At 38.6% G+C, this 17978-nt stretch carries 12 protein-coding genes; 10 read left to right on the forward strand and 2 right to left on the reverse strand.

Annotated features, from left to right (window positions below):
• Positions 1-43 precede the first annotated feature (43 nt).
• The 4 genes from AC3B6Y_RS05235 (at position 44) to AC3B6Y_RS05250 (ending at position 7344) form a co-directional block, all read left to right on the forward strand.
• A complete protein-coding gene (locus AC3B6Y_RS05235; protein WP_489790622.1) occupies positions 44-1747 on the forward strand; it encodes a glycoside hydrolase family 3 protein in 1704 nt (567 codons plus the stop codon).
• A 160-nt stretch (positions 1748-1907) separates the two neighbouring features.
• Positions 1908-4721 carry an alpha-L-rhamnosidase gene (locus AC3B6Y_RS05240; RefSeq protein ID WP_489790624.1) on the forward strand — a complete coding sequence of 938 codons (2814 nt, stop codon included), beginning with the start codon at positions 1908-1910 and terminating at the stop codon, positions 4719-4721.
• The gene (gene pgmB, locus AC3B6Y_RS05245; protein ID WP_489790625.1) at positions 4718-5374 is read left to right on the forward strand and encodes a beta-phosphoglucomutase; all 657 of its coding nucleotides are present in this window, start codon (positions 4718-4720) and stop codon (positions 5372-5374) included. The genes AC3B6Y_RS05240 and pgmB overlap by 4 nt, the downstream gene beginning before the upstream one ends.
• A 563-nt stretch (positions 5375-5937) precedes the next feature.
• Positions 5938-7344: an amino acid permease gene (locus tag AC3B6Y_RS05250; RefSeq protein WP_489774730.1), complete on the forward strand. Its 1407-nt coding sequence runs from the start codon at positions 5938-5940 to the stop codon at positions 7342-7344.
• 136 nt (positions 7345-7480) lie between these two features.
• Here the strand turns inward: AC3B6Y_RS05250 and AC3B6Y_RS05255 are convergent, their stop codons facing one another.
• Positions 7481-8068, reverse strand: coding sequence for an SGNH/GDSL hydrolase family protein (locus AC3B6Y_RS05255; protein ID WP_489790627.1), 588 nt, complete (start codon positions 8066-8068; stop codon positions 7481-7483).
• A 95-nt stretch (positions 8069-8163) separates the two neighbouring features.
• On the opposite strand from AC3B6Y_RS05255, the gene coaA reads away from it, so the two are divergent.
• A complete protein-coding gene (gene coaA, locus AC3B6Y_RS05260) occupies positions 8164-9093 on the forward strand; it encodes a type I pantothenate kinase (RefSeq protein WP_489769233.1) in 930 nt (309 codons plus the stop codon).
• Positions 9094-9449: 356 nt separating this feature from the next.
• Here coaA and helD read toward each other — a convergent pair whose 3' ends face one another.
• A complete protein-coding gene (helD, locus tag AC3B6Y_RS05265; RefSeq protein WP_489790629.1) occupies positions 9450-11771 on the reverse strand; it encodes an RNA polymerase recycling motor HelD in 2322 nt (773 codons plus the stop codon).
• Between the two features lie 514 nt (positions 11772-12285).
• Between helD and trpS the strand changes: the two genes are divergently transcribed.
• The 5 genes from trpS to AC3B6Y_RS05290 all read left to right on the forward strand — a co-directional run bounded on the left by trpS (position 12286) and on the right by AC3B6Y_RS05290 (position 17706).
• The gene (gene trpS / locus AC3B6Y_RS05270; protein WP_489757082.1) at positions 12286-13302 is read left to right on the forward strand and encodes a tryptophan--tRNA ligase; all 1017 of its coding nucleotides are present in this window, start codon (positions 12286-12288) and stop codon (positions 13300-13302) included.
• 237 nt (positions 13303-13539) lie between these two features.
• Entirely contained in the window at positions 13540-14850 is a 1311-nt protein-coding gene (locus AC3B6Y_RS05275; protein WP_489769231.1) for a Sapep family Mn(2+)-dependent dipeptidase, read from the forward strand.
• Between the two features lie 15 nt (positions 14851-14865).
• Positions 14866-15822, forward strand: a complete 957-nt coding sequence (locus tag AC3B6Y_RS05280; RefSeq protein ID WP_489769230.1) for a glycosylasparaginase — start codon at positions 14866-14868, stop codon at positions 15820-15822.
• Between the two features lie 16 nt (positions 15823-15838).
• Positions 15839-16363: a GrdB-related putative oxidoreductase gene (locus tag AC3B6Y_RS05285; RefSeq protein WP_489769842.1), complete on the forward strand. Its 525-nt coding sequence runs from the start codon at positions 15839-15841 to the stop codon at positions 16361-16363.
• Between the two features lie 23 nt (positions 16364-16386).
• Positions 16387-17706 (forward strand): PTS sugar transporter subunit IIC, encoded by a 1320-nt coding sequence (locus AC3B6Y_RS05290; protein WP_489769229.1) that lies wholly within the window; start codon positions 16387-16389, stop codon positions 17704-17706.
• The last annotated feature ends 272 nt before the right edge of the window (positions 17707-17978 follow it).

Genomic DNA, 17978 nt, shown 5'->3' on the forward strand with positions numbered 1-17978 from the left:
AATAAAATCGTTATATGATTAGAACCTAATGGAGGTTGATGAAATGGTTGATTTAACAGCAAAGCCTTATAACTTAACACAAGAACAAATTACTTATGTTCAACAAAAATTACAAGCAATGAATACTCAAGAGAAAATCGGACAGTTATTCTTTGTTATTGGTCCCGATGAACAAACAACAGATCTCAAAGAATTTATGCACAAGTATCAACCTGGTGGGGTAATGTACCGGCCAGATCAAGCAGAAAAAATTAAGCGGGAATTAGAAACGGCGCAAACTAATAGTAAAATTCCGTTATTGACAGCTGCTAATTTGGAGTCTGGTGGTAATGGTATTGTCAATGAAGGCACTTGGTTTGGAACACCACTGCAAGTAGCCGCTAGTGACAATCCCGAAAATGCGTACCAATTAGGTAATGTTGCCGGTAGTGAAGCACATCAAGTCGGAAACAATATGTCCTTTGCGCCAATTGTAGATATTGATAATAACTTTCGGAACCCAATTATGAATACGCGGACTTTTGGGAGCGATAAACATCGGGTGATTAAGATGGCCCAAGCTCAAGTTAAGGGCTTAAAAGATGCTCATGTGATTCCGGTGATTAAACATTTCCCTGGTGATGGCGTGGATGAACGCGACCAACATTTAGTTAGTTCAGTGAATTCCTTGTCTAAAGATGATTGGATGAATTCTTACGGGCAAATTTACCATCAATTAATTAATGATGGTGCTCCTGCAGTCATGATTGCGCATATTATGCAACCGGCTTGGGAACGGGCCTTAGAACCTGGAATTAGTGACCAAGACTTACGGCCAGCTTCGAGCTCCAAGTTGTTGATCGATGGTTTGTTACGGAATGTTCTTCAATTTAATGGCTTAACCATCACTGATGCAACACCGATGATTGGTTACAATGCTGCCATGGCGCGCAAAGATTTATTACCAGCGACGATTAATGCTGGGATTGATATGATTTTGTTTAATAAGAATATTGATGAAGACTATGCATATATTACACAAGCAGTAGCCGATAATGTGATTACACAAGCACGTTTGGATGAAGCGGTGACCCGAATTTTGGCAACTAAATTAGCGCAAGGCATTATGGACACTAACGGTCAATTTTGTGATGCAGTACCCGCCAAGTTAGATTTGCAACTAGAACAGCATCATCAAGCAACCAAAAAATTAGCTGATCAATCAGTCACTTTGGTCAAAGATCGTGACCAATTATTACCAATGACGCCGCAAAAATATCCTCGGGTCCGCTTAGTGGTTTTAGGTGATAGCGATGATGGCGGCTTTAAAGAAGGCGGCAGTGTTACTGATAGCATTATGAAACAATTACAAGAGCGGGGCTTTGAAGTCACTTTATTTGATCAAGCACACTTAGACTTTCATGAAGTTTTTGAAGAAGGGGTTGCTGATTTACAGCAAAAATTTGATTTGGCTTTATATGTAGCGAATATTGAAACTGCCAGCAATCAGACAACTACACGGATTGATTGGGTTCATTTGATGGCCGCTGATGCTCCGTGGTTCATGAAGGCTATTCCCACAATTTTTGTGTCTACTGCTAATCCGTATCATTTATTTGATATTCCGAATGTCTCAACTTTTGTGAATGCTTATACTGGCAATGCTGAAACCATCCAGGCAGTTTTTGATAAATTAACAGGTCAAAGTGAATTCAAGGGCATTAATCCTGTCGATCCATTTTGTGGCGACTTTACTACAAGATTGTAATAAATTGCTTGTAACAGCTTGATAAATACGTTCTAAAGAGCAAAAGTCTCTGTCTAACTACGCCAAATTAAAAGTCAAATTCAGACTTTTGAATTTGTCTAGGTTAGCTTTAGCCTTTTACCCGCTCTTTTTCGCAGCTTAAGTTAGGAGGATGACCAGAATGGAAATTACGAATATCTTAATTAATCATATGCAACAACCACTCGGCTTTGATTTGAGTGATTTACGAATTGAATTTCAATTACAAAACGTTGCTACTCAACAACCGGTGCAAAAAAAATTAACTATTACCACATCTAAACAACAGCCCGTTTATGAAAGTGACTGGCAAGAATTTAGTGATAATTACTTTACAGTTCAACAAGCTTTAACCCCCCGCACCCGTTATGATGTCACTATTGAGGTGCAAGCAGGCACGCAGACTGCCAGAGCAACTAGTTGGTTTGAAACGGGCAAAATGACGGAAGCCTTTAGCGCTGCTTGGATTGGTAATCAAAATGCTGATTTACAAAATACTTTATTGAAAAAACAAGTTGCCATTGAGAAGCCGTTAAAACAAGCGCGCTTATATATTAGTGGTTTAGGATTATATGAAACCTATATTGATGACCAAAAAGTTGGTAATGAATATTTAACACCGGGTGTGACAGCGTATGATCAGTTGGTGCAAGTGCAAACTTACGATGTAACTAAAGAACTGACAACGGGGCAGCATGAGTTACTCATCTCGTTGGCTGATGGTTGGTATAAAGGTAACTTTGGCTTTGATGGTGGTCAAGATTGTATTTACGGTGATCGTCAAATGGCGATTGCGGAATATCATTTAGATTATGCTGATGGCACTCACGCAGTAATTAAGACAGACGCAGATTGGCAAACGACTGCCGGTAAGGTAATTAAATCGGCCATTTATTACGGTGAAGATTATGACGCTACTAAAGAAGTGACTGATTGGCAACCAGCAGTGGTCATTGACCATTCGAAGGCTATTTTAGCAGATCGCTTGAGTTTACCAATTACCGTCCACCAACAATTAACGCCACAATTAATTCAAACGCCAGCTGGTGAGCAAGTGCTAGACTTCCAACAAAATCAGGCTGGCTGGTTAGAATTTTATAATCGTGAGCCAAAAGGTACCAAGATCACCTTTGAAATGGGTGAAATTTTACAAAATGGCAACTTTTATCGCGATAATCTGCGCGAAGCCCGAGCTAGTTTTACCTATGTTTCGGATGGAACGACTGGTTGGGTGCGGCCCCACTTTACGTATTTTGGTTACCGTTATGTGCGTGTTAGCGGCAATACCCAACCGTTACAAATGACCGATTATCAAGCTGATGTTTTGTATTCCGATATGCAAGATACCGGCTCCATTACGACGAATAATCAACTAGTTAACCGCTTGTTCCAAAATATTATTTGGAGTCAACGCAGTAACTTCATCGACGTCCCGACGGATTGCCCACAGCGTGATGAACGGTTGGGCTGGAGTGGCGACGGTGAAATTTTCTCCGAAACCGCAGCCTTTAATATGAATGTCTTTGCTTTCTTTAAGAAATATGCGAAAGATATGGCAATTGAACAACAACAGCGCGGTGGTATGTTACCAATGTATGCGCCAGCTATGGGTCAAGGTGACGGCGGCGCGGCTGCTTGGGCTGATGCAGCCACGATTATTCCGTGGAATATGTATCAAGCTTACGGTGATCCAGCTATTTTGCAGCAAAACTATTCGGATATGAAATCTTGGGTTGATTGGATTAGCGCACAGACCACGACGCCCAACTTGTGGACAGGAACGTTCCAATTTGGTGATTGGTTAGCTTTAGATGGAGAAAATCCAGCTAAGCCAACTGGTAAAACTGATGAAGATTTTATTGCTTCTGTTTATTACTACTATTCCGCTACGATTATGGCACAAACTGCTCAATTGTTGGATCAGTCAGCCGATGCCCAAAAATATGGGGATTTGGCTAGCCAAATTAAACAAGCTATTCAACAAGAATATATTACGGCTACTGGCCGCGTGGCGATTAATTCACAAACGGCCTACGCCTTGGCACTATTCTTTGATTTAATTACGCCGCAACAAAAAGCACACGTGGTGGATGATTTAGTGCAACGTTTGAAATTAGATCATAATCATTTAACAACGGGCTTTGTCGGAACACCTTATCTGTGCCAAGCTTTATCGGCTAACGGTCAACATAAATTGGCTACGGAAATTTTCTTAAATGAAGACTTCCCAAGTTGGTTATACGCGGTCAATTTAGGGGCGACAACAGTTTGGGAACGTTGGAATTCGGTCCAAGAAGATGGCTCAATGAATCCGCAAGGGATGAATTCTTTGAATCATTACAGTATTGGTGCCATTATGCAGTGGGCTTATAAATATTTATTAGGCTTGACAGAGCATACACCAGGATTTAAAGAATTTACTTTTGCGCCACAATTTGATTACCGTTTAACTGATGTGCAAGGTCATTTCCAAAGTTCTTACGGTGAAATTAAAGTGCATAATCAAGTGGAAACTGACGCACAGCATACAATTAAGATTCAATTAACGATTCCATTTGGCGTTAGCGTTCAAGTACGTTTGCCCAGAGCTGAACAACAAACTGTTCAAGTTAATGACCAGCAATTTACTGGTGGCAATTTTGAATTGCCAGCGGGCACTTATCAAATCAGTTATCAACCCACGACAGATTATGTAGAACGTTATCAAGCCCAGACGACGATTAAAGCAATCATGGCTGATTCCGAATTAGTAGAGCAAATTGCCCAAATTGATCCGGTGCTTGACTACTTTAAGCAAAATCCCAATGAAGTTAACGGTGGTATGGGCGATATGAACTTAACTGAAGTCAGTGTCACCTTCCCATTTATTAATATTTCAACTGATCATTTACAACAAGTTAACCAATTATTAGCGCAAACACCAATTTTAAGTGAACGAAAGCAGGGTAAAAAATGATTCAAGGAGCATTATTTGATTTAGACGGCGTGATCGCTGATACATCAGTTTATCATTTTCAATCTTGGCGGCAATTAATTGCCAATCATTTTCAAAAAGAATTGCCAGATCAATTAGAGCAACAAACCAAGGGGGTTAGTCGGGCTGATTCATTAACCGCTATCTTGAATTATTTGCAGATTGAAGTTCCAGAAACGGAGTTTCAAGCAATGATGGCGGAAAAAAATGATTTATATTTAAAATCATTGCAACAATTGCAACCTAGTGATACGTTACCTGGTATCGTGGCTTTTTTAAAGCAGTTGCAAAAACATCACGTTAAGATTGCTCTAGCTTCGGCTAGTCGCAATGCACCAGTGATTTTAGATAAACTGCAATTAACTGATTATTTTGCTGCAATTGCTGATCCTGCAAAAGTGCAAGCTGGTAAACCAGCACCAGACATTTTTTTAGCAGCAGCGGCAGGAATTAATGAAGATCCCCAGAATTGCATCGGGATTGAAGATTCTATTGCAGGAATTCAGGCCATCAATGCGGCGGGGGCTTTTTCGGTCGGTATTGGTGATGCTCAAGAATTAGGAGCAGCCAAATTGTTATTACCAACAACTGCTCAATTAGATTTAGCAACGATTGAACAGCATATGTCGGCTTAATGACTTCAATGAAGAGGTTGGGACAATTTAGTGAATGTTTGCTAATAACTTTGTCGCAATCTCTTTTGCTTTTACATAATAGATACTGAAGTATTAGAACAATAAGCTATAATATAGCAGAGAAATTATTGGGTAAAAGTAATGATTTTTCTGCAGGTTAGTTAGATTTTTTGAAAAGTAATATTCATTCGCTTTCTATATAAAAGGAGAATATCTTTGGATTATTTGAATAAGTTATCTATGGAAAATTAACCTCAATTTTTAGCTATGTTGGCAGCATTTCCTGATATACTACGAAAACACATCAAAGATTAAAAATAATTTATTTTTTTAATTTAATAATTCGCCATTAGTACCGCATTGCAACTCTTGTTCGTGAAAGTTATTAAACTAAAACGCTGATAAATTAAAAAACACTTTGCATTTTGGTACGTAGTTCGTTAAAATGTGGTAATTATTGTCGGATTGATGAATTACTGATCAAACTTTATGCATATGAAGAATTTAAATTTCAAAGCAAGTTGTAAGAGTCAATTAATTAATTTTTAATTTGGAGGAGTGTTATGGCAAAAAAGCAGCAGGAACCACAGTTAAATAAATCATTATCACCCAATCAAATGCAGATGATTGCTCTAGGTGGAACTATTGGTGTAGGTCTATTTATGGGTTCAGCTTCCACCATCAAGTGGACGGGACCGTCGGTGATGTTAGCCTATGCGTTGGCTGGCGGTATCTTGTACTTAGTGATGCGTGCTTTAGGCGAAATGTTATATATTAATCCGGTAACGGGTTCTTTTGCGGATTTTGCAACGGAATACGTCCATCCTTTGGCTGGCTATTTAGCAGCGTGGAGTAATATTTTTGAATTTTTATTAGTAGGTATTAGTGAAACAATTGCGGTGGGGCAATATTTGCAATTTTGGTGGCCACATTTTCCTGGTTGGATTGCCGGGGTGATCGTAGTTGTCACATTGGCGTTGGCTAATCTGGCCTCAGTCAAAGCTTACGGCCAATTAGAGTCGTGGTTTGCCCTGGTCAAAGTATTGACGATTATTCTGATGATTATTTTAGGACTGTTGGTAATTATTTTTGGTTTAGGTAATCATGGTCATCCGGTAGGTATTAGTAATTTGTGGTCTCATGGCGGTTTCTTTACGGGCGGTTGGAAAGGGTTTTTCTTCTCCTTGTCCTTAGTCATTGCTTCTTATCAGGGAATTGAAATTGTGGGTATTACGGCCGGCGAAGCCCAAGATGCCCAAAAGAGTATTGTGAAATCCATTAAATCGTTGATTTTCCGAATTTTGATTTTTTACATCGGGGCAATTTTTGTCATTGTGGCGATTTATCCGTGGAATGAATTAGGAAAAATTGGGTCACCCTTTGTTCAAACTTTTGCGAAAGTCGGAATAACTTTTGCCGCAGAAATTATCAACTTTGTGGTTTTAACCGCAGCTTTATCAGGCTGCAACTCGGGTATTTTTAGTGCTAGTCGGATGATTTATACTTTGGCGGAGAACGGTAGCTTGCCAAAGACTTTGACTAAAGTTTCGAAGCATAAGGTTCCTTATTTGCCCGTAATTATCATGTCTGGTGGAATCTTAATTGGCTTATTGTTAAATGATTTTGTGCCCACAATGCTACATTTAAAAACCAATCCGTTTGTTTTAGTTTATGGTGCCAGTGTGTTACCAGGGATGATGCCGTGGTTCATTATCTTGATTAGTCATTTGCGTTTTCGCAAGCAGACCGACGCCAAGGTGTTGCAGGAACATCCATTTAAAATGCCAGGAGCACCAGTGACTAACTATATTGCGCTTTTTGGTTTATTAATTACGTTGGTCTTTATGTTTGTGAATCCAGAAACACAAATCTCCATTATCATTGGTGTAGGATTTGAAGTGTTGATGGTGGTTGTTTATTTGATTCAAAATCGTGGTTTACAACCGAAAACGTCTAAGCAATTAAATTAAATTTACAGTGCTGTTGATTAATTTCAGGAGCACTTTTTTTGTCCTGATATTAAACTGCGACAAAATAAAAATGCTCGTATGAACGAACATTTTTTTATGATGCTTGATGAATGATTTTTTGTTTACAAGCTCCATATTAAGCGTCTTGGGTTTTGAGTTTTGCAGTAGTTAAAGCCTGCTTTAAGATCGGTTGTAATAGATCAAATAATAAATCAAAGCCATCCTCATTAAAATGTAAACCATCAGCTTGCAAATATTGCTGCGGATTATTTTGTTGTTGCATGCTTTTTAACAGATTAATAAACGGAACTTGCAATTTGTTAGCAACGTGTTCTGCCGCCAAAGTAAATTGCAGTTGACGAGGCCAATTATGATTAAGATGATGGTGATAGTCAGTATACGGTGGCGATAAAAGAATTACTTTAGAAGTGCCGATGGTTTGAATTAAACTGGTTAGATTATTCGTGAAAAAGCCAGGTTTAATTTCATCATGAATAGAAACATCATTTACACCAAATCCCAAAATGACGATGGTCGGATCTAAAGCAACCAAATCGCGGTTGACATGAGTTAAGGCGTCAGTAGTTTTGTGTCCCGGAATAGAGAGATTAATAACCTCGTCTTCAGGAAAGGCTAGGGCGATGCGCTTGGTAAAGGTCTCGGTAACTTGATTGTGATATACTCCGCCGAGAATTTCGTCACCAAACAAAACAATTCTTTGCATAGCAAAACCTCTTTAGTTAAGTGTGATAGCGTTTAAAATTTTGATATAATAAGTGCTAAATATTAATTTAATCATATCATGAGTGAGGCAGTTAAATGCAAGATTTTATGAATTATAATGAATATTCACGACAACAATGGGCGCAATTTCACGGTGCTAATTTACAGACGGTTGATACAGCAGATCTCCAACGAATCCGTTCAGTTGACGATCATATTTCGTTGACAGATGTCCGGGAAGTTTATGAACCACTCCGACATTTGTTACATATCTATTTTAAAAATTATCAGCAGTTACTAATTAAAAAAGCTGACTTTCTAGGCAAGAAGCCGCATCCAACACCATTTATTATTGGAATTAGTGGCAGTGTGGCTGTTGGTAAAAGTACCACAGCACGGCTTTTAAAAATCATGTTAGAACGTGCTTACCCCCAATATAAGATTGCCCAGATGACCACGGACGGTTTCTTGTATCCCAACCAAGAATTAGAACGCCGGCAGATTTTAAGTGAAAAAGGATTTCCGTGGAGTTACGATAATGAAAAATTACTGCAGTTCCTAGAAGCGGTCAAAGCCAATCAAGGAACCGTTACTTATCCATTATATTCGCACGAAATTTATGATATTGTTCCCGGACAGCAAGGAAAATTAGAACAGCCGGATATTTTAATTTTAGAGGGGATTAATGTTTTACAATTACCACAAAATCAAAACTTATATGTAAGTGATTATTTTGACTTTTCTATCTATGTGGATGCAGATCCACAACTCATAGAGCAATGGTATTTGAAACGCTTTTTAGGTTTTTTACAAACGGAAAAACAAAATCCTAACCCGAACGATTATTATTATCGTTATTTAAGTCAACCCCAAGAACAAGTTTTGCAGCAAGCCCATCAAGTTTGGCAAGATGTGAATTATAAGAATTTGGTTGAATATATCGCACCTACGATGAACCGTGCCGATGTTATTTTGCACAAAACGAAACAACATTTAATTGATCGAATTTTTTTGCGGAAATATTAATTGCAGTTTTTGATCTAGCCGCTTCGGATGCTCAAAGCTTTCATTAACTACAAATAAAGTCCTTAAGTTTTTAACTTTAAACTTAAGGACTTTATTTAGGCTATACTCAACTTCTAAGCGCTGTTGGTCGCAGTGTATTTATTATCGTTCCAAAAACCAAAAGCTTGCGTTTAACTACACCTAAAAACTCAAGTCAAAGACCGACTTAAGCTTTTAGTTTAGGTTAGTCCTCGGCTTTTAACCGGCCCTTGTCGCAGTATTTTAATTAGCGCTCCCAGCAGCAGAAGTTTGCGTCTAGCTACGATAAAGTTCTCAAGTTTAAAAACCAAAACTTAAGTCCTTTATCTAGGCTATACTCAACTTCCAAGCGCTGCTGGTCGCAGTATTTGATATGTTTTGGGTTCTATCTTTTGTAAAATTTGTGGCAATTGATTGCGACAAAGTAAACTTAATTGGTGCATTGCTCTAGTAGCGATGGTATATAAAATGCCTTGATCGCCTAATGTGTGATAATTAGCATCACTAATGTCGTAAGCAATCACCGCATCGAATTCTAAGCCTTTGGCTAAATAAACTGGTAAAATTACTAAGTCTTGTGGGATTTTTAACGTTTCTTGTGAAAGTAGTTGATGCTTGAGTCCAATTTGTTCACTCAGTTGTTGGGCTTGTAGTTGGGTCTTCGTAATTAACGCGACTGTTTGGTACTGCTTGAGTAAAGCTTGTGCCTGTTGTTTAGCAACAGTGATTAACTGGTTGCTGATAATAATTGTTGGCAGTTGGCCGGATCGATTAAAAGCTTGAATTTGTGATCCGCTCGGAATCAATTGCTTAGCAAAATTAGTAATTGTAGCTGTGGAACGATAGCTTTGATTGAGGGTGATCAAACTGGTCTTCGAACTATTTAACAGTTGCGCAATCGTTTGAAAATGCTCACTCGGTAAGCCATCAGTTTGGTAAACATTTTGTTCAATGTCACCTACCAGTGTTAATTGAGCGTTAGGAAAAGCTTGGTGCAGGTACGCTAATTGCACATAAGAATAATCTTGAATTTCGTCCACAAATAAATATTGAATTTGATGATTTTGTCCACGACCAGTAATCAGATGCCGTAAATATAAAATGGCAGTGGCGTCGTCTAAGTGGAGCTGATGTCGTTCGAGACGATCATTAATTTCGGTAATCATTTCTTGCCAAGCTGCTGTGGTAATATCAGTTGGTTGAACTTGCTTGAGCAGCTTGATATAGGTCTGGACTTCATCAAAGAAATAGTCATTATAAATGGCATCATAAAGTGGTAAATAATATTGCTTTAATAAATAATTGCTGAGAGCTTGTTGCTGTTGTGCTAAATCGGCGTCTAATAAGTCTTGCTCCTGCAAAATTTGTTGATATTGTTCATCACTTAAATTATCCAAGCTTTCACTGACCCAATCAGCATTTTGCTGACTATACATTAAATGCTTGACTTGTTTAATTAAATGATTTTTAGTTTTTAAATATTTGTCACCAGCTAATAAATTTTTCGGCCAACTGGCAAAGATGTGACTAATGTCTTGAGCAGAAAAAATAATTTGGCCTTTAAAATATAAATTACTAAATACTGGCTGGGAAAGATAATCAGCGTAATGATCTAAAATTTTGACTAAGGCAGTACTTTCTTTAAATTGGCGAATTTTTTGATAGCTAATTGTTTGTTGCGCTTGGTCATTTTCAAAACGTTCAAATAAAGTTTCAACATGAAATCCTTGTAACCGTTGCGTCAAAAAGTCACTAAAAGTTACTTGGCGCATATTTTTTTCGCCCAGACTAGGCAATACTTCAGCAATATAATTGGAAAATAAACGATTGGGCGAAAACAGAATAATCTGATCGGCATCTAAATTTTGACGACTATGATATAACAAGTACGCAATACGTTGCATGATGGTTGAAGTTTTACCAGAGCCTGCCACGCCTTGAACAATTAAGATGTTGGATTTGGTGTCACGAATAATTTGATTTTGTTTGCGCTGAATAGTTGCGACAATATTTTGCATTTGCGCACTACTAGCTTGCCCAAGCACATTTTGTAAAATCTCGTCACCGATCGTTTCATTGGTATCAAACATATTTTTGATTTGGCCTGCTTGAATGGAAAACTGCCGTTTGCGCTTTAAATCAACAGTCTGTTGCCCTAAAGGCGTTTGATATTTAACTGGACCCAAAGTGCCGTTGTAATAAATGGCGGCAATCGGCGCCCGCCAATCATAGATTAAAAAGTCAGCATCTTGTTCATCATCTAACGAAGCAATGCCAATGTATAAGGAATCGTCATCCCCCTCTTCAGTAATATCAATGCGTCCAAAATAAGGTGAACCTTGTAAATTGTGCAAGTTGGTTTGCTTTTTTTGTAAAATTTCTTCATTACTGGTAGCACTGTTTAATAATTGTTTTTGTTGCTGCGTGGTGGCATAAGTTTCCATGATATCATCAGTTTCAATATAGTTGGCCCGAGTGTTAGCGCCATAATTGATTTCGACTCTTCGACGTTCTTTTTTAGCTTGCAATAATTTTTCTGAAGTGCTTTGTAATTGATCAGTAATTTGTTGTTCGACAAAATCTAAGTGTGCTTGTTCGTCAGCTTGTGAATTATTAGTAAATGACATGATTGATCCTTTCAGTAAATTATTAATTGGCACTAAAATTAATTATTAAGAAGTTCTTTGTTAATTGTGATAAAATAACACTTAAGATTGATCAACTAATATTCTAAAATGAATGATGGCTGATACAATTCAGTACTTTAATGTAGTTTCATTACAATCACGTTAACAGTTAATGGAACATCTAACAAGTATCTATTAAGCGCAAAGTATTATTTAATTGGGAAATTAGAAACTGACTGGTTGCTGAAAAGTTAGCCCTATTATTTAAGAAGTGGAACTTAATACTAGATTATTTTAAAGTAAGTGGTAGAAATTTATTTCTGCAAAACAGGTGGTACCGCGGTCATTCGTCCTATTGTTCAGTGAACAATAGGACTTTTTATTTGGAACGCAGTGTTTGATATAGCGCTCCCAGCAGCAGAAGTTTGCGTCTAGCTACGCTAAAGTTCTCAAGTTTAAAAACCAAAACTTAAGTCCTTTATCTAGGCTATACTCAACTTCCAAGCGCTACTGGTCGCAGTATATTATTTAATAAGGAGAAATTATTATGACAGGACATACAATTCTAACAGCAGATCGGCCAACCGGCAAATTACACATTGGGCATTATTTAGGTTCCTTGAAAAATCGGGTTCGTTTGCAAAACAGTGGTCAGTACCAAAGCTTTATAATGATTGCTGATATGCAGGCTTTAACTGATAATGCGCGTAATCCGGAAAAAATTCGAAACAGTTTGATTGAAGTAGCGTTGGATTATTTGGCAGTGGGAATTGATCCTAGTAAATCTACTATTTTTGTACAATCACAGATTCCCGCATTGAATGAATTAACCATGTATTATTTAGATTTAGTTTCTGTCGCCCGACTAAAACGTAATCCGACTGTCAAAACCGAGATTCAACAAAAAGGATTTGGTGAAAGTGTTCCGGCGGGCTTTTTGGCTTATCCAGTTAGTCAAGCTGCAGACATTACCGCCTTCAAAGCAGATACCGTTCCAGTTGGCGATGATCAAGAACCGATGTTAGAGCAAACTAGAGAAATTGTGCGGACCTTCAACTCAACTTATCAAGCTGCAGTTTTGGTGGAGCCACAAGGCTTGTTTCCGCCTAAGGGTCAGGGACGTTTACCCGGAATAGACGGCAATGCCAAAATGAGTAAATCATTGAATAACGCCATTTATTTGTCGGATTCTGAAGAAGATTTGCATAAAAAAGTAATGCGTATGTACACAGACCCAGATCATATTCATGTAGAAGATCCGGGGAAAATTGCTGGAAATATTGTCTTTCAATATTTAGATTTATTTGGTCAAGATACTGAAAAAATTGCGTCCCTAAAAGAGCAATACCAACATGGTGGTTTGGGTGATGTGAAAGTTAAACGGTATTTGGAAGAAGTTTTAAATGAAGTTTTAACACCAATTCGGAAGCGTCGAGCTGAATATGCGCAAGATTTAGGTGCGGTTTATCAGATTTTACAAACTGGTAGTCAAAAGGCCAATGAAGTTGCCCAACAAACTTTGCAAGAAGTGCGGCAAGCCATTGGGGTCAATTATTTTAATTAAGTTTGAGAAAAAGTGGGGCTTTCAGCACCGCTTTTTTTGTATTCGCAATTACCAATCTCATTTTAGGACACGATATATTTAAAAAAATATCTTGTAAATGCTTTCGGAGAAGATTAATATTAAGCTCAAAGAAAAATAATTAATGGATTAGACCAATCTTATTTTTAGAGCCATAGGCATGAGATTGGCTTTAATTATTAATTACTAATCTGAAAATCCTGGTTGAAGGAGGATGTCATGTTTTCACCAAGTCAAGTGCACCAGAGAATTTACCAGCAACAAACTGATTTTTTAACTGACTTGCAAAAATTGATGCAAATTCCGAGTGTTAAGTCGCAAGCTCAACCGCAGGCGCCATTTGGTCTGGGACCACGGCAAGTGTTACAAGAGATAGTTCAACTAGCTCAGCAATATGGCTTTACAGCTAAGGTGGTTAATAACGCAATGGCTTATGTCCAGTGGGGCTTGGATAATCAAAATTATCAAGCCATTGTGGGCCATTTAGATGTCGTAGCTGCGGGCAATGATTGGTCAAGTGAACCCTTTGCTGTCACGCAAGTGCAGCAAATGCTGTATGGCCGCGGTATTTTGGATAATAAAGGGCCCAGCTTTACATGTTTATATGGTATGAAAATTCTTAAAGATTTGGGTGTGAAACCGCATCACACGATTCGCTTGATTTTTGGTTCTGACGAAGAAAGTGGCAGTCAAGATATTGCACTATATTTACAGCAAGAGGCACCGCCGACTTTTGGTTTTACCCCGGATTGTAAATTTCCAGTAGTCTATGGTGAACGCGGGATTGTTAATTATCAAATCACGACGCCATTTGCGGGCGCTGAATTAGCCAACTTTTCGCAAATTAGTGGTGATCAAGCCAGTGATCATGTTCCGGATCAATTACAAGTACAAATCAATGGGCAAAACTATGCTGTTAAAGGACAAAGGTCACCGACTAATGCGCCGGAAATGGGGCAAAATGCGATTACTTATTTAGCAAAATTGCTTAATGAACAACAATTAGTAACAGGGCATTTAGCCCAATACTTTCACTGGTTAGAACGGAGTTTTCATGAGCAACACTATGGTGAAGGACTCAATTTAGCGTTACACGATGAAGCGAGTGGTAAGTTAATTCAAACGCCATACAGTTTACAAAAAGACCACCATAATTTGGTGTTAAAAGTCGCAATTCGCTACCCAGTTTCATTTACCGAGCAACAAGTAACTGCTGGCATGAAGCAAGCATTATTTTCTGGGAGTCAATTAACAATCATTCGCAGTTTGCCGAGCGTTTATCATGATCCGGACGATGCGAGAATTCAACAATTATCCCAAATTTATCAACAAGTGACGAACTTGGATGCTACGCCGGTAACGACAACGGGGGCAACTTATGCCCGTGTGATGCCCAACATTGTTGCTTTTGGCCCGTCATTTCCAGGCCAAAAAGGAATTGCACATAAACAAGATGAATGGATGAAATTAACGGATCTGTTAACCATTATGGAGATCTATACGCAAGCAATTTATACCATGACACGGTAAGAAAGGAAACAATCAATGACAAAATGGGGAACAATTGCCACGTGGCGCATGTCATATGAAGGCTTAGTTACAGCTAGTAAACTTTTGGCTGAAGATGAATCTGCTGGTGATGCTGTTGAAGCTTTGATCAAGGAGGTAGAAGGCTATCAATATTATAAATCTGTCGGATACGGTGGGTTACCGAACGCTTGTGGCGTTGTACAAATGGATGCCGCCTTTATGGATGGCACTACGTTAGCACAAGGCGCCGTGGCTGGGATTGAGGATGTTAAGCATCCCATTAGCGTGGCCAAAGCTTTAAGTCAGAATCACTACAATAGTTTTTTAGTCGGCACCGGCGCAACGCAATACGCCAAGCTGCACGGTTTTGAAACGACTAACATGTTGACAGCTCGCGCTAAAAAAATTTGGGAAAATAAAAAATTAGAATTGCAACAACAATCCTTAAATCCATACGATGGTCACGATACCGTAGGCGCCATTGCTTTAGATCAAATGCAAGCGCTGGCGGTCGGGACTTCTACGTCAGGTTTATTTATGAAACAACCAGGTCGTGTGGGCGATTCGCCGTTGTCCGGTTCTGGCTTTTATGCTGATAGTCAAATCGGGGCTGCAGCGGCTACCGGTTTAGGTGAAGATATTATGAAAGGTTGTTTGTCTTACGAAATTGTGCGGCGAATGGCCGCCGGTTTGACACCACAACAAGCCTGTGATCAAGCAGTTTATCCGTTTATCAGAGATTTAAAACAGAGATATGGTCAAGCGGGTGAATTTTCCTTGATTGCCATGAATCCTCAAGGCCAATGGGGAGTAGCTACGAATGTCGAGTTTACTTTTAGTGTGGCAACTGAACATAGTCAACCCCAAATTTTGATTGCTTATCCAGCGAAAGCTGATACGACCAAGATTCAACCGGTTAGTCAGCAATGGTTAGACGAATATGAGCAACGCATCAAAAAGCCAATTGATTAGTTGAGGGGTAGAAATGATTAAAGCAATTATTATTTTGGATCAAATTCAAGCCGGTTTAGGCGGCAAAGAAAAAGCTGATACGCCATATGGTGGCAAACGCTTAGCTATGGGGAGCGCGGCAGCGATTGAACAGGAATTAAAGGCCCAGTCGGGGACATTATTAGGAACTTTTTACTGTGGTACAGACTACTATCGCGTTCATGCCAGTGTAGTTCAAAGTAAATTTGCCAAGATGGCAGAAAAAATGGCCGCTAACTTGATTATTTTAGGGCCAACCTATGATTATCCTGAGTTTTCGCAAATGGCCTGTGAATTAGGCGCCTATCTTCAAAAAAATACGCAAATTGCGCCGATTGTGGCATTAGCGCAAGAAAAAAATACCGCATTAATTAATCAGTATCACGAAGAACTCACTTTAGTTAAAATGCCGAAAAAAGGCGGCGGCGGTGTGGATCAAGCCATTAGTGATTTAGTTAAAGGTGGAAATATTCTAGTTGATCAAGGTGATTTAACCAGTTTTAAAGCTGAGTATTGTTATTAACTAATTGATGAGGGGGATCAGTAATGCACAACAACAAGATGGAAAAAGTCTTAATGCCCATTGCGACTAAATTAGGCAACAATGTGGTGCTGAGATCTTTACGTGATGGATTCTTAATTATCATGCCATTGATTATTGTTACTTCAATTTTTCTGTTAATTGGTAACTTTCCAATTCCCGGTTGGAGTGAATTTTGGACGCATATTTTAGGTTCCAAATGGGACGATTGGTTTTCCGCAGTTTCCAACTCGGTCTTTAATTTCACAGGCATTTTATCATGCATGGGGATCGCTTATGCTTATGGTAAAAATCGCGGTTTACAAGCCATTCATTCGAGTGTCATTGCCATTATTTCTTTTCTAATTTTGACGCCTACAACGGTGAAGACGGGTAAGACAATGGTTAGTGCCGTGCAAACGATGTATTTGGGACCAAACGGTGTCTTCCTAGGAATTTTTATTGCGTTAATTAGTGTAGAAGTTTATCGTTTTGCTGTTAAACGTGGTTGGCGAATTAAAATGCCTGACGGTGTGCCACCAGCTGTGGGCCAATCATTCGATGCTTTAGTACCGAGTGCGTTAGTCATTTTGCTGTTCTTTTTGGTGCATATCATTTTTAGTTTGACCAGTTTTAATACAGCTTATAACTTTATTTATACATTGTTGCAGTTACCATTAAAACATGTTGGCAATTCGTTACCGTCGGTTTTGTTATATAACTTTTTGGCGAGCTTACTATGGTGCTTTGGGATTAATGGGCCAACGATCACTAACTCGGTTTGGCAACCCATCTTTTTCGTTTTAACACAGGATAATTTAACAGCATTTAAAAATCATGCCGCATTACCGCACATTTTTACGCAACCATTTATTGATATCTTTACGACTTATGGTGGCGGGGGCAGTACCTTGTCTTTATTAGTTATTATGTTGTTTATCTGTCGGTCTAAACGCATTAAAGAATTAGCTAAATTAGCGATTGTCCCGGGGATTTTTGGAATTAATGAACCGATAATCTTTGGTTTGCCAGTCGTTTTGAATCCAATTATTTCGATTCCCTTTATTGTTGTGCCGACATTAAATACCTTGATTTCTGGACTAGTGTTTATGGCTGGTTGGGTACCACGAACCAATGGCGTGCAGTTACCGTGGACGACGCCACCAATTATTTCTGGCTGGTTAGCAACCGGTAGTTGGAAGGGTTCAGTTTTACAAATTGTTGAAATCATTTTAGGAATTTTAATCTATTATCCGTTTATTAAAATGCTAGATAAGCAGTACTTGGCAGAAGAAAAGTCCGCACAATCAACGGATAGTGTAGATATTGATTTTAGTGAAGTTTAATCTCAGATTATCAATTTTCAGCTGCTAAGTATTCAACCAGTACGCTATGTGGTGCCGATCGCTTGGAAAAAATTTAAAGCTGAGTGGTGGATAAATAATTCGTTGCAATTATTTATCCACCACTTTTTGTCTAATAAAAAAGATTATAGATTTCTTAAGTCGGAGGCTATTTGGCCGTTAGATGTCGCAGCCCCAAATTGACAATTTTTCATTAATATTTAATTTATTTAAATATTTTCTCTTCACGATTAACTATTACACCGTTATAATGA

Source organism: Bombilactobacillus sp. ESL1092, from assembly GCF_058107465.1.